At 75.2% G+C, this 13,093-nt stretch carries 12 protein-coding genes; 5 read left to right on the top strand and 7 right to left on the bottom strand.

Annotation, left to right across the window (positions count from 1 at the left end):
- On the top strand, positions 1–138 hold a 138-nt coding region (locus ACIGXM_RS19780; protein ID WP_396562572.1), incomplete at its 5' end, for a zinc ribbon domain-containing protein.
- Between the two features lie 282 nt (positions 139–420).
- Complete coding sequence (locus ACIGXM_RS19775) at positions 421–1,245, top strand: serine hydrolase domain-containing protein (RefSeq protein ID WP_396562537.1); 825 nt, start codon at positions 421–423, stop codon at positions 1,243–1,245.
- A 92-nt stretch (positions 1,246–1,337) separates the two neighbouring features.
- Here ACIGXM_RS19775 and ACIGXM_RS19770 read toward each other — a convergent pair whose 3' ends face one another.
- The 3 genes from ACIGXM_RS19770 to ACIGXM_RS19760 all read right to left on the bottom strand — a co-directional run bounded on the left by ACIGXM_RS19770 (position 1,338) and on the right by ACIGXM_RS19760 (position 3,469).
- Positions 1,338–1,793 carry an SSI family serine proteinase inhibitor gene (locus ACIGXM_RS19770; protein ID WP_396562535.1) on the bottom strand — a complete coding sequence of 152 codons (456 nt, stop codon included), beginning with the start codon at positions 1,791–1,793 and terminating at the stop codon, positions 1,338–1,340.
- A 313-nt stretch (positions 1,794–2,106) separates the two neighbouring features.
- Complete coding sequence (locus ACIGXM_RS19765; RefSeq protein WP_396562533.1) at positions 2,107–2,913, bottom strand: nucleotidyltransferase domain-containing protein; 807 nt, start codon at positions 2,911–2,913, stop codon at positions 2,107–2,109.
- A gap of 136 nt (positions 2,914–3,049) precedes the next feature.
- Positions 3,050–3,469, bottom strand: a complete 420-nt coding sequence (locus ACIGXM_RS19760) for a cupin domain-containing protein (RefSeq protein WP_396562531.1) — start codon at positions 3,467–3,469, stop codon at positions 3,050–3,052.
- Positions 3,470–3,687: 218 nt separating this feature from the next.
- Between ACIGXM_RS19760 and ACIGXM_RS19755 the strand changes: the two genes are divergently transcribed.
- Positions 3,688–4,725: a glycosyltransferase family 2 protein gene (locus ACIGXM_RS19755; protein WP_396562530.1), complete on the top strand. Its 1,038-nt coding sequence runs from the start codon at positions 3,688–3,690 to the stop codon at positions 4,723–4,725.
- Positions 4,726–4,743: 18 nt separating this feature from the next.
- Here ACIGXM_RS19755 and ACIGXM_RS19750 read toward each other — a convergent pair whose 3' ends face one another.
- From ACIGXM_RS19750 to ACIGXM_RS19735, 4 genes are all read right to left on the bottom strand, one after another.
- Positions 4,744–5,925, bottom strand: a complete 1,182-nt coding sequence (locus ACIGXM_RS19750) for a M48 family metalloprotease (RefSeq protein ID WP_396562528.1) — start codon at positions 5,923–5,925, stop codon at positions 4,744–4,746.
- 136 nt (positions 5,926–6,061) lie between these two features.
- Positions 6,062–8,485 (bottom strand): SpoIIE family protein phosphatase, encoded by a 2,424-nt coding sequence (locus tag ACIGXM_RS19745; RefSeq protein WP_396562526.1) that lies wholly within the window; start codon positions 8,483–8,485, stop codon positions 6,062–6,064.
- A 324-nt stretch (positions 8,486–8,809) separates the two neighbouring features.
- Positions 8,810–9,928 (bottom strand): PP2C family protein-serine/threonine phosphatase, encoded by a 1,119-nt coding sequence (locus ACIGXM_RS19740; protein ID WP_396562570.1) that lies wholly within the window; start codon positions 9,926–9,928, stop codon positions 8,810–8,812.
- A gap of 110 nt (positions 9,929–10,038) precedes the next feature.
- Positions 10,039–10,497, bottom strand: coding sequence for a gamma-glutamylcyclotransferase family protein (locus ACIGXM_RS19735; RefSeq protein ID WP_396562524.1), 459 nt, complete (start codon positions 10,495–10,497; stop codon positions 10,039–10,041).
- A 203-nt stretch (positions 10,498–10,700) separates the two neighbouring features.
- On the opposite strand from ACIGXM_RS19735, the gene ACIGXM_RS19730 reads away from it, so the two are divergent.
- On the top strand, positions 10,701–10,958 hold the full coding sequence (locus tag ACIGXM_RS19730) for a hypothetical protein (protein WP_396562522.1): 258 nt from the start codon (positions 10,701–10,703) through the stop codon (positions 10,956–10,958).
- A 186-nt stretch (positions 10,959–11,144) separates the two neighbouring features.
- Positions 11,145–12,911: a peptide-N4-asparagine amidase gene (locus ACIGXM_RS19725; protein WP_396562520.1), complete on the top strand. Its 1,767-nt coding sequence runs from the start codon at positions 11,145–11,147 to the stop codon at positions 12,909–12,911.
- Positions 12,912–13,093: the final 182 nt, after the last annotated feature.

The following is a 13,093-nucleotide window of genomic DNA, read 5'->3' as shown; positions in this document are numbered from 1 at the left end:
CACACAGCGAAGGAGAACCGGCCCACACAGGAGAAGTTCCACTGTCAGTCCTGCGGCCACATCGCGCACGCCGACACGGTGGGAGCCGTCAACGTTCTACGGGCCGGGCTGGTCCGTCGCGGGGCCAACCCGGCTTAGCGAGAAGCCCCGGCGTTTACGCCGGGGAGGAGTCACCGAATGGGCTGGAACCGCAGGTCGGAGCGGTGCCGCTGGGGCCCGACGGCCGTCCGTCCGAGCGCGCCGAGACCGACCAGCCCGGCTGGCTGCCCGCCTGGCGCGCGGCCGACGACTACCTGCGACTGCTCGCCGAGGCCCCGAACCGGCCTCCTGCGGGAATCGCGCGAAGGCCTCCCGGCACTACGCCAGAACCAAGTCGGCGTAGCGGGCGTCCTGGGGGTGGTGAAGGGGGAGGGGTTTCGTATGCGTGGGGTGGCCAGTTGCCTGCTCGGGAGCTTCACCGAGCCGCGGGTCGAGCACGGGCACGCGGTGGACCGGTACGTCGAGATCGGGTCGCTCACCAAGGCGCTGACCGGGACGGTGCTGACGCGGTTGGCGGCGGCCGGGGTGCTCGACCCCGACGAGCCCGTGGAGCGCGTGCTGCCGACCGTGCCGGCGGGGACGGGAATCACGCCGCGGCGGCTGATGACGCACACCTCCGGGCTGCCCCGGCTGCCGCCCGGCATCTCGCTGCGTGACCCGTACCGGTCGTTCACCGACGAGGCGCTCGCCGCGCTACTGCCGCGGCTGGACCGGCTGTTGGCGCGGCCGGCGGGCGGGGAGGCGGAGTACTCCAACTTCGGGTACGCGCTGCTCGGCGCGGTGCTGGTCGCGGCCACCGGGCAGGGGTACGAAGAGCTGCTGCGGGAGCGGGTGTTGGAGCCGCTGGGGGTGACCGAGGTGACCTCCCGGCCCGATCCGGCCGAGCGGCTGGTCGGCCGTGGGCTACTGGGGCGTGACCGTCGGCCGTGGACCATGGACGGCGCGATCCTGCCGGCGGGCGGCCTGTGGGCCACCCCGCGGGCCGCCGCCGCGCTGCTGACCGGCCTGGTGGTGGAGCGCGAACTGGGTGCGCCGGCCCCGAGTTGGCAGCGGAACGGCCGGGTCACCTGGCACAACGGCGCCACCGGGGACGCCAGCGTGCTGGCCGCCGCGACCGACGACGGCCGGTGGGTGCTGCTCCACCGGCTCGGTGCGCACCGGCGCACCGACCGGGACGGGATGCGGGCGTTGCGCGAGGCGGCCTGAAGTCCGGCGCGGGAAAACGGTGGTGGCCCGTGGCCGGCTCAACGGAGGAGCCGGCCACGGGCCTTGGGGAATCAACGGACTCTGGGACGGTCTCAGAAGTCGAAGACCTGGCCGGTCGCCCGGAGCATGTCGCACTGGTTGGTGAACGTCTGCTGGTAGGAGACCGGTTGGCCCTCCCAGAAGCCCTCGGCGGCCGCCGTGACCGGCAGGTAGAGCTCCGGACAGAACGTGTGGGCGACCGGCAGGGCGGCGAAGTCGCCCTGCACGCCCGCCAGTCCGGCGCAGGCGGCCGCCGCGTCGGGGTGGTCGCCGCCGAAGCTCGGCTGGCAGCTGAGCAGTACCGTGCGCTCCCACTGCGCGACGTTCTGCGAGCTGTCGCCGGTCAGGGTGAGCACCAGCGCGTCGGGCGCGGGGGTGTCGGCCGCGGGTGCCGCGGCGGCGTGAACCACCGGGGCCGGGGCGGCGGTCGCGGGGACGGCGCTCGCGGTGCCCAGGGCCAGTGCGGCGGTCGCGGCGAGGGCGGTGGCGAGGATGTTCCTGGTACGCATGTCGAACTCCCTTGGTCGACTGAACGGACAGAGCTCGGCAGTATCACCACAGGGAATTGTCATGCTCATAATCGATCAGTCGGAGGTGGCCATGACCGGCCAGGTCGCATTGGCCGGAAGTCGCCACCACATCCGTCCCGGGAAGTTGCGGGAGTCCCACGGGTTGGCCGCCCCTGGATCGCCGTCGACCGGGGGCCGGGTGGGGTCTGCGGGGTTCGGCCACCGTCGAACGGCTGATTTGGTCACTCGTGGTGGCCGGTTCGGAGCTGAGAGTCAGAGGATGGGGCGTGGCGGAGCGGGATCCTGACGCCGGCTACGGACGCGGCGCCTTGGTGCCGTGAACGGTGGTGTACTCGGCCGCCAGCCAGGGGGCGAGGTCGTCGAGGAGCAGGGCGAGGACGGCGGGGTCGGCGGTGGGGGTGCGGGCGGCCGTCGCCGCCGCGCGCAACTGGGCGGCGCGGTCGGGGTGGTAGCGACCGAAGATCTCCGCGGACTCGGTGAGGTCACTGGTCCAGCCGCCCCAGCGGGGCATCACCAGGGTGAAGCCGGTGCGGACGAGCTTGCGGGCGGCGCCACGGACCAGGGCGCGCAGCTCGGCGTCCGTGCTCGCCGCGGCCCGCCGGGCCCGCCAGCGGGGCAGGCAGAGCGCCAGGTCGCCGTTGGTCTCCCGGGCCAGCAGGGGACTGGGCCGGTAGCGGGGGAGCCGGGTGGCGAGGTCGGGGCCGAGCAGCGGGGTGCAGAGACAGCTGACGAACCAGCCCAGGTCGTGCCGTTCGAGGTCGCTCAGCAGGGTGGCGGTGTCGAAGAGCAGCACGCCCGCGCCGTCGATCTGCGGGAACGCGGTGTCGAGCGCGCTCTCCAGGGCGTCGGCGTCGGCCCGGTCGGCGGCGGTGGGCCGGTGCTGCAGGGCCAGCAGCAGGTCCAGGTCGGAGCTGCCGGGGCGGGCGGTGCCGCGCGGGACGCTGCCGTAGAGGTAGGCGCTGTGCAGGCGGTCGGGGGCGAAGGTCTGCGCGATGCGGGTGCGGGCGGCGACCACGACGGGGGCGAACTCGGGCGGGACGCGGCTGAGGGAGCCCTCGCGGGCGATCGTTCCGTCGGGGCGCAGTCCGCGAGTGGTCATGGGTTCACTCTGCCCGGAGGCGGCGGCGACCGTCGATCGGATTACGGCGTGCGCCGGGCCCGGTCGTGGAGCGGGCGGGAGCGATGCCGGGTCGGGTCCGGGCGGGTGGGGTGCCGCGGGTTCCCCGCGGGTCCGGTCATCCGGCCGGGACGGTCGGGGTCCACGGGCCGTCCTCCGGGCGAGCCTCGTCGGGGCTGTTCGGCCACGGCGGCACGGTGACCGCGACGATCCGCAGCGGACCGGTGCCCACGCCGTCGGCGCGGAACTGGAAGGCGGTGCCCAGCGGGATGCTGGCGCTGGTGCCGGGACGCAGCGGGATGCTGCTCTCGCGCCCGTCCTGGCGGCGCCAGAGCTGGCCGGAGCCCTCGGCGACGTACCAGATCTCCTGCACCGTGGCGTGTGAGACGGGGTGCGAGACGGCACCCGGGGCGAGCTCGAACTGCGCGAAGCTCGCCGCGCCGGGCAGGCCGGCGAGCACCCGCACCAGCGCGCCGTCCGGCGCGGTGACGGTCGGGGCTTCGGCCAGCTCACAGGTCTCGAAGGGGAGGTGCTCCACGTGCTGCGGTCCTTCCGTCGACGGTGGCCCACCGGTTCCGGATCAGGCTAGTCGACGATGGCGGCCCGTGGCATCCGGTGACGGACAGTCAGCGGGCGGCGGGTCAGTGACCGGTCCGTGAGGATCTGGTGAGCATCCCGCAGGATTCATAGGAGTTGCGGCATATGTCCAGTTGCCTGCCCTTGCTGGGTCCCTGACAGCCGCCTACCTTCTGCCCCGTGCCCGAACCACTGATCTCCGTCGTCCTCCCCGCCCATGACCTGCAAGGACACCTCGCCGAGTGTCTGGACTCGATCCTCGACCAGTCCTTCGGCGGGTTCGAGGTGATCGTCGTGGCCGACCGCTCGCCGCACACCCCGACCGAGGTCCCGCAGGCCGCCGACCCCCGGGTGACCGTGCTGCGGCTGAACGCGGAGGTCGGCGTCGGGCGTGCCCGCAACGCGGGCGTCGACCGGGCGCGCGGCCAGTACCTGCTCTTCCTGGACAGTGACCACCTGGTGGCGCCGGGCGCGTTCCTGGCCCTCGCCGACCGGCTGCGCGCCCTGGACACCCCGCCGGACCTGCTGCTCTTCGGTCACACCCGGCTGCACGCCGGGCGGATCTGGGCGGGCGGCGCGGCCGAACTGCTGGCCGCGGCCGGTGGTGACGGGGCCTTCGGCCCGCTCGACCACCCCGAGCTGTTCGCCGCCCCGGCCCAGGCCTGGGACCGGCTGATCAGCCGTCGGCACTGGGACGAGCAGGCGCTGGTCTTCCCGGACGGCCGCTACGAGGAGATCCCGCCGGTCCACCGGGCGATGCTGACGGCCGGCCGGCTGGCGGTGCTCGACGCCGAGCTGGTGCAGCTGCGCCGCCGCCAGACCGTGCACCCGGCCGGTTCGCCGGGCAGCAGCGAGTTCGACCTCTTCGACCAGTACGAGCAGAGCTTCGAGCTGCTGGACCGGGAGCCCGCCCTCGACCCGCTGCGGCCGTACCTGTTCACCCGGATGATCCAGCACTACCTGTTCGTCTTCGACCTCGCGGGCTGCGTCGCCCGGGCGGAGCGGCCGCGCTTCTTCCACCGCGCAGCCGAGGCCTACCAGCGTCGGGTCCCGGACGGCTACCGCCGGCCGGCCGGGCGCGCGGGCGTCAAGTTCTCGCTGCTCGCGGGCGGCGCGTACAGCGCGTTCGAGGTGGCCAAGCTCTCCCAGATCGCCCGCACCGCGGTGACCGGCCGCAACCGCCGCGGCGGCGCCCCGGAGCCCTCGGACGCCGCCTGACCTCCACCGGGTCGTCGCTCAGCCCCGCCGCCACGCGCGGGCGGCGGCGATCCGGCGGGCGGTGCTCGGATGGGTGGCGAAGAGCAGCTGCAGCACCCGTGGCGGGTCCACGTCGGCCACGTTGGTCAACGCGAGTCGGCGCTGCATCGCGATGAACTGCCCTGGATCGTCGGTGAGTTCGAGCGCGTGCCGGTCCGCGCGGGTCTCCATCCGGCGGCTCGCCGCGCAGCGCAGCGGCCCGGTCAGCGCGCTCAACAGCGTGGCGCAGGCGGCCAGCAGCGGCAGCGAGCGCGGGTCGGCGATCCCGCCGTGCGGCCCGCCCACCGCGACGCCGGCGGCGGAGAGCAGCGGAGGCAGACCGGTCAGACCGCCGAGCGCGGCTACCGCGACGGCCGCGCCGAGCGCCCCGAGCACCGTCCCGACCAGCACGTCGCGATGCTTGACGTGCCCCAGCTCGTGCGCCACCACCAGCTCCACCTCGCGCGGGTCGGCGGTGGCCAGCAGCGTGTCGTAGGCGACGATCCGGCGGGTCGCGCCCAGCCCGGAGACGTACGCGTTGAGCGCGGTGGTGCGCCGCGAGGCGTCGGCGACCAGGACGTCCCGCACCCGGATCCCGTCCCGCTCGGCCAGCCCGAGCAGCGCGTCGCGCAGCTCGCCCGCCGGCAGCGGCGTGAACCGGTTGAAGAGCGGCTCGACCACCAGCGGGAAGAGGAACGAGAAGCCCACGGTCAGCAGCGCCGCGGCCGCCGCGGCCGGCAGCCACCAGCGGCCCGGCGAGCGGCCGGTCAGCGCGTAGAGCCCAAGCGCGACCGGCAGCGCGATCAGCAGGGTCAGCGCCAGCCCGCGCAGCAGGTCCACCGCCCAGCCGCGCCAGCCCTGGGTGACCAGCCCGTACGCCTGCCGGACCGAGCGGACCCGGGCGCCGAACGGCAGCGCGACCAGCTGTCCGAGCAGCACCAGCGCGGCCGCGCCGGCCAGTACCCGGGCGCTGCGCGAGCCGCCGAACAGCCCGCCGGCCCAGGTCACCAGGTGTGCGCCGGCCGGGGTCAGGCCGAGCAGCAGGGTCAGCGCCAGCCCGGCGACCCGCCCGCCCAGCGCCCACGGCAGCTGCGCCCGGCGCAGCGCCCGGCCGCGGGCCAGCTGTTCGGGCGTGAAGTCGGGCCCGCCGACTTCCGGTTCACTCTCCGCCGTGCTGCCCATCCGTCACCTCTCACCCGAACCACCGGGACCACCGGGACCACCGAAACCACCGGAGCCACCCGAACCGCCCGAACCGCCCGAACCGCCCGAACCACCGGAGCCGTCCGGCGCGCCGCCACCGCCACGGTACGGCCTCTCACTCCGCGCCCCGCGCCAGGGCGAGCAGCAGCGCGACGTCGTCCGCCCGGTGCGCCGAGCGGCGGGCGTCGCCGACCAGCCGGTCGGCCAGCTCCTCCAGCGAGCCCGCGTCGCCGTGCGCGAGGGCGACCCGCAGCCGGTCCACCCCGAGGTCGATCTCGATGCCCGGCTCCTCGACCAACCCGTCGGTGTACAGCGCCAGCACCGAGCCGGGCGGCAACTCCAGCTTGCTGACCGGGAATTCGCCACCGGTGTCGATGCCGAGCAGCGGGCCGCCGGGCAGGTCGAGCACCTCGGCCCGGCCGTCCGCGTGGCGCAGCAGCGGCGGCAGATGACCGGCCCGGACGGCCCGCGCGGCCCGGGCGGTGCCGTTCGGCCGCGCCGGCTCGGCGGACTCCAGCTCGACCAGCAGGCAACTGGCCAGCAGACCCGGGCCGAGCTCGGCCAGCAGTCGGTCGGTGTGCTCCATCACCTCGTCGGGGGAGAGCCCGCAGCTGGTGAACGCCCGTACCGCGCTGCGCAGTTGCCCCATGGTGGCGGCCGCCGCCACGCTGTGCCCCTCGACGTCGCCGATCACCAGGGTGAGCCCGCGGGTGGTGGGGATCACGTCGTACCAGTCGCCGCCGATCTCCATGCCGACCGTTCCGGGCAGGTAGCGGGCCGCGATGACCAGGCCCGGCGCCTGCGGCATCCGGTGCGGCAGCAGGGCGTGTTGCAGGCCGCGGGCCAGCGCGAACTCGGTGTCGTAGAGCCGGGCCCGCTCCAGCGCCTGGGCGATCAGGCCGCCCAGCGCGGTCAGCACCCCGCGGTCCTCCGGGGTGAACCGGCGCGGTTCGTCGAAGCCCAGGATGCAGCTGCCGACCGGGTGGCCGGAGGCGATCAGCGGCAGGAACGCCCAGGAGGACCGCTCGTCCAGCGGGAGGCCCGGATAGGCGGCGGCGAGCGCCTCGGGCGACTCGAAGAAGATCGGGGTCCCGGAGCTGAGCGTCTCCACCCCGGGCACCCGGGCGCGCATCGGGATGCCCTCGAAGCGGTCCAGGAAGCCCTCCGGGTAGCCGACCTCCAGCGCGAGGTGCAGCCGGCTGTCGCGGGCCACGTACACCGCCAGTTGCTGGCCGCCGAAGGCCGGCAGGATCAGCTCGGCGACCGTCTCGCAGACCTCCCGGACGGTCACCGCCTGGGTCAGCACGCTGGCCAGCTGCAGCAGGTGGTACATCCCGCCCAGGCCGGCCGGCGGCACCGGCTCGGGGGCCGCCGCGGGCGGGGCGGCGTCCGGCTGGACCCGGACCGGCCCGAGCGCCGGGGGCGGGGCGGGCACCACCGTGCCGGTCACCCCGTGCGCGTCCGGGTAGAGCGAGAAGGCCAACCAGCGGTCGGGCGGGCGGCAGGCCAGGAACGAGGTCGGCTGCTGGGAGAGCATCGCGGCCCGGTAGCGGTCCTCGTAGGCCGGGTCGGCCAGCCAGGGCAGCGCCTCCCAGGGGTGGCGGCCCAGCAGGTCCTCGCGGCGGCTGCCGAGCAACGCCTCGGTGATGTGGTTGGTGTGGGTGATCCAGCCGTCCGGGTCGAGCGCGAAGACGCCGTGCCGCAGCCGTTCGACCGCGCCCGCGGCGGCCGCGCCGGTCCGGGTGTCCAGCACGGCGCCGACCAGCCGCTCACCGGGCCGGCTCGCCGGGCCGGCCGGACCGGGCACCCGGCCCCACAGCTCGATCGGCCACGGCGGGCCGCCCGCCTCGTCCGGCAGGACGCGCAGCCGCACCGCGCGGACCGCGCCGTCCGCACGGGCCCGCGCGGCGATCGAGTGGAAGGCCGGGCGGTCGTCCGGGTGCAGGCGGTCCGCCAGGGTCTCGGCCCGGCCGTCGAACGCGGCCGGGTCGGCCAGCCCGAACACCGCGCAGGCCCGGGCGTCGGCGGCGACCGTGTCGGTGGCGAGGTCCCAGTCGAAGAGACCGACGCTGGCGGCCGGGCCCGCGAGGGCGGGCAGCTCGACGATGGTGGGCGTGCGGGTGGAGCAGGCGGCGGCCGGGCCGCCGCCTGCCGCCAGCGCGGCGCCCAGCCGGTTGGCGATGGTCCGCAGGTGGCGGCGGGCGTTCGGGGCGGCGGCGTCCTTGCCGGCCCGCCAGAACGCGCACAGCACACCGAGCCGCTCCCCGCCGGCGGTCACCGGGACGCACACGGTGGCGAACGCGTACGGCAGGCCGACCAGCAGCTGTGGGAAGCGTCGCAGGGTCTCCTCGGCCCCGGAGAGGCTGACGGTGCGGCCGCTGCGATAGGCGGCGGCGATCGGCAGCGGGCTGCGGACCGACAGCCGCCGGAACCCGCCCAACAGCGACACCGGTACCCCGGCCGCCGCACTGAGCAGCAGCGAGCGATCGTCGGGCGAGCGCAGGTAGGCGACGCAGCCGTACGCGTCGGTGCTCTGCACGGACTTCCGGACGGCGACCGCGAGCGGGGACTCGGGAGGGCCGGGGGCGTCCGGGGTGCGGCGCGGATCGGGCCCGGCCCGGGATCCGGCGGGAACGCCACGGCGCTGGCGGGCGCTGGCGAGGTCGTCCCCGTCGCGCGTCGCCCTGGTACCGCCGGCTACGTGCGGACCTCCCCGGTCCGACGGCACACCCTGGCGCATCTCTTCTCTGTACGCCCGCCCACCAGGGGTGTCAAGGCGGGCTCGGCTCGCCCGGAGGTCCAGCCGCCGGTCGTTGCCGCGCGTCGGGCTCCCCGGCGGGTACTCGTCGTCGCACTCGCCAGGTCAGGGGTGGGGGAGGCGTTCCACGGCGACCAGGGCCGCGTCGTCGCGGAGGTGGCCACCGGCGTGGTGGAGCAGATCCCGGCGGACGTGCCGCAGCAGGTCGGCCGGGCCGTCGGTGTTCCAGGCGGTCAGCCGTTCGGTGAGCGGGTAGAAGACGTGGTCCACGTCGCGCGCCTCGATCACCCCGTCGGTGTAGACCAGCAGTCGGCCGTCGGGTGGGAACGGGAAGCTCTCCGGACGGTAGCGGGACTCCACCGGCCCGCCCAGGCTGCCCAGACCCAGCGGCGGCGCGGGCCGCGGCGAGTTCAGCGGGACCACCCGGCCCTCGTGCAGCAGCAGGGGCGGCGGGTGGCCGCAGTTGATCAGCTGGATCGCGCTGCCGTCGTCCGGGATGTCCAGGACCACCGCGGTGATGAAGGACTCGCCGGCCTCGGGCGACCCGCCGCTGCCCACCGAGCGCTCGAGCTGCCCGCTCCCTGCCGCCTCGGCCTCGCCGTCCGCCGTCGCGGCGAGCTCCCAGCTGACGCTCCCGTCCAGGTACGCCGCCAGCTCGGGCAGCTCGGCCTGCAGGTGCGCGGCGGCCCGGAAGGCGCCCAGCAGCAGGGCGGCCTCGCCGAGGGAGGTGAGCCCCTTGCCACGGACGTCCCCGACGATCAGCCGGATCCCGCCCGCGGTCCGGGCCGCGGCGTAGAGGTCGCCGCCGACCTGCGCCTCCTCCTCGGCGGCTAGGTAGACCGAGGCGATCCGCAGCGACCCCATCCGGGGCGGCAGGGGCCTGAGCAGCACCCGCTGGGCGGCTTCGGCGACCGAGCGGACCTGCACCAGCTCGCGGGCCCGCCGGTCGCGCAGCGCCGTGTACACCACCACCACCGCCGAGACCACGAACAGCGAGGCGAGCTGGGCCTCGTGGTTGGACGTGCTCAGGCCGCCGTGCAACACACTGATCATGAGCAGCGCGGCCAGCGAGACCAGGCCGACCAGCACGGTGAGCCCGGCGCCCGCGAACGAGGCGGTGATCGCGGGCGCGACCACCAGCAGCGGCCCGAGGTGGACGTCCTGCGGCGAGAGCACGTCGATGACGGTGATCACCACGATCAGCGCAAGGGGCAGGAGCACCAGGACACTGCGGCTCCGCCGGGGCCGGTGAAGGGCTTCGGAACGCTGCCGGACGGGCACCCCTCCTCTCTACACCCAGCTCGCCGGGGATGCACCGCGAGTCCGGAGCGTTCTCAGGCCGGGCCCGCGGTCCAGCGGTCGGTCCAGTCGCCGGAGGGGATCAGCGTCGGTGCCGCGCGCAGCCGGGCGGCCTGGGCGGGGCCGGCCAGGTAGACCCAAGCCGGCCGGGTGCGCCGCTCCGGGGCGTCCGTGACCAGGACCGGCAGCTGGACCCGGACGTACAGGCCGCTGCCGTCCGGCCGGCACTCCTCCAGCTCGTCCAGCTCGGTCAGCACCCGTGCGTAGACGTCCGGCCGGATGGTGAGCAGGTCGCCGACGACCCGTCGGCCGGGCGCGGGGACGGCGTACGGGAACCCGGGCCCCTCGTGCAGCGCGGCGCCCGCCAGCACGGCCGGCCGGGCCTCGGCGCAGCGCCCGGTGAGGTGGCGGTCGTGGTTGACCAGTCCGGGGCGCAGCGTGCCGTAGACGAAGAACGGCAGCTGGGACGGGGAGCCGGTCGGTCGCTCGGCCACGGCGGACCTCCTGCGGATGCCTGCGGGCCCTGGGCGGCGTGCGCCAGGGGTGCGTCGCATCCTGCCACGCGCCGGGTGGGTGGCGGCAGGGGGCGCCGGCCGGCGTGCGGTGCCCGGTGCTCGGCGCCCGCCCGGGCGGGGCCGGGCGGGGGCCGGACGGCGGTCGTACCGTGGGGAGAAGGGGGCGAGCGAAGGAGTCCCTGATGCCTGGTTCCGTCACCATCGGCCACCTCGAGGCCACCGCCACCCTCGACCACTCCGACGCCCACCGGCTCGCCGAGCTGCTGGACGAGCTGGGCCATCTGATGGCCGTGGCGGGCCCGAACCGCCTCACCGACGCGCAGCTCGGCGCGCTCCGGGCGGGGCAGGAACCGGGGCGCGAGGAGTTGGCCCGCTTCTGCCGGGGGGTCGCGGCCCGGCTGCACGACCAACTGCACGAGAAGCCGCACGGCGGGATGTAGTCGGCTGGACGGCGCCGGGGCGGCCCGTCCCGGCGCCGCCGCCCGCCCGGCCGCTGACTGCCGGTCAACCGGGCGGGGCGGGAGGGAAATAGCGGGGTCCGGAGCCTTGACACCGATCGACGCTGCGTGAGTACATGCCAAGCGCATCAAAAGTCGACCTGCTGCCGGAAAGGCGACGAACGCCCCGTGAAGATATTCCCGCACCGGCGCCGGCGCGCCCTGGCCGCCCCCGTCGCGGTGCTGGCCCTCGCCGCCGCGCTCTGCCTCCCGGCGGCCACCGCGTCCGCCGCGCCGGCCACCGCCTCGTCCACGTCCCCGGCCGCGGCCGGGGCCCGGGCCGCCGCCCCCGGCACCGGCAAGGTCGAGACCGACTACGCCGACCCGGTCACCGCGCTGCCGCCGGTCAGTCGCCCGGACACCCCGCACTGCACCGTCACCGCGATGCGGCACGACTTCGCCAACAGCTACGGCCAGCCCTTCACCGGCACCCTCACCCCGCCCGAGGACTGCCCCGGCCCGTGGTCGAAGGTGGTGCTGGACTGGTCCGGCAGCGTCGCGGGCCGCCAGTACGACCGGCTCGCCGGTGTCTGGATCGGCGGCGCGGAGGTGTTCCGCACCAGCACCCCGGAGCCGGACCCGTCCGGCATCCACTGGCACGTCGACCAGGACCTCAGCAGCTTCATCCCGCTGCTGCGCAGCCCGCAGCCGGTGGTGGTGGACCTCGGCAACATCGTCGACTCCACCTACACCGGCGTCTACCACATGACCATGACGGTCACCTACTACCAGGCCGACCGCCGGTACCCGCCGGCCGCCACCGCCGACCAGGTGCTCCCGGTCTCGCAGTCCACCACCGCGCCCGGCTGGTGGACCCTCGGCAAGGGTCAGAGCGCCACGGCCTCGCTGACCTTCCCGCGCGACCTCACCGGCGTCCGGCTCCAGCTCTACGCCCGTGGCGGCGGCTGCGAGGAGTTCTGGTACTCCAACGTGCCCGACGCCTACGCGGCCCAGCACCCCTCGTACGGGCTGTGCGGCGGCGGCAGCTACCGCGAGGTGCAGGTGCTGGTGGACGGCCGGCTCGCCGGCACCGTCCAGCCGTTCCCGGCGATCTACACCGGCGGGATCAGCCCGCTGATGTGGCGTCCGATCCCGAGCGTCGACGCGTTCCGCACCCAGCCGTACGACGTCGACCTCACCCCGTTCGCCGGCACCCTGACCGACGGTCGTCCGCACACCGTCACCCTGCTGCCGCCGGCCGGCGCCAGCGACCTGTGGACCATCGACGGCAGCCTCTTCCTGACCACCGACCCGCTGCGGCAGCAGACCACCGGTGCGGTCACCGCCGACACCATCCGGTCCGCGCCGACGCTCGGCACCACGCAGTCCACCCGGCCGGACGGCAGCGACCTGATCACCACCACCGCCGGGCGGGACTGGACCGTGCAGGGCTACGTCGACACCTCGCGCGGCCGGATCACCACCCGGGTCGACCAGCACACCGACTACCGCAACAGCAACACCATCGCCGACCAGGGCCAGCGGCAGGTCACCTCGCAGCGGGACAGCGGCTGGACCCGGACCACCACCAGCACCGGGAACGGCTGGGGCCGGCCGGAGGTCTCCCGCGCCGGCTGGTCCTACCCGATCGACGTGACCAGCGGCTACACGCCGGGCGCGAACGCCGACAGCTACCTGGCCAGCGGTCAGGTGACGGTGGCCCGCCACCTGGACGAGCAGACCCTGCGCGGCGGCTCCTGGCGGGACCAGGCCCGGACCGACGACGAGCTGACCGCCCAGGGCGTGCTGGACCGGGAGTCCGGCACCATCGTCCAGGCGGACGGCAGCGGGCGCGAGCACTACGTCGGGACGACCGCGAACGGGGGCTGCTACGACCACGAACTGGCCGCCGATCACGGCTATGTGACGCTTGACCGGGTGCGCGACTGCGGGTAGCCGCGGACCGGTTGCCGGGGAAGGGCTCGGGGCGAGTGGTGCCGACCACGCTCCGGGCCTTCCGGTGCTTCCCGCCGGTGGATTTCCCGGTGCGGTGGCGCCGGGATTTCCGGGGCCATTTTCCCCCGTCCACGAATTACCTGACAGGCCGTCGGAAATGGGATTCGGCATCCCGCGGGCCG

Origin of the sequence: Kitasatospora sp. NPDC052896 (assembly GCF_044547075.1) — a bacterium.
Classification (GTDB): domain Bacteria; phylum Actinomycetota; class Actinomycetes; order Streptomycetales; family Streptomycetaceae; genus Kitasatospora.
This window is presented reverse-complemented; position numbering and strand designations above follow the sequence as displayed.

Bases quoted from the DNA above. Each gene is read 5' to 3' on its own strand.
- ACIGXM_RS19730 (WP_396562522.1), top strand. From the start codon at position 10,701: ATGCCTGGTTCCGTCACCATCGGCCACCTCGAGGCCACCGCCACCCTC.
- ACIGXM_RS19750 (WP_396562528.1), bottom strand. From the start codon at position 5,925: ATGGGCAGCACGGCGGAGAGTGAACCGGAAGTCGGCGGGCCCGACTTC.
- ACIGXM_RS19765 (WP_396562533.1), bottom strand. From the start codon at position 2,913: ATGACCACTCGCGGACTGCGCCCCGACGGAACGATCGCCCGCGAGGGC.
- ACIGXM_RS19770 (WP_396562535.1), bottom strand. From the start codon at position 1,793: ATGCGTACCAGGAACATCCTCGCCACCGCCCTCGCCGCGACCGCCGCA.
- ACIGXM_RS19775 (WP_396562537.1), top strand. From the start codon at position 421: ATGCGTGGGGTGGCCAGTTGCCTGCTCGGGAGCTTCACCGAGCCGCGG.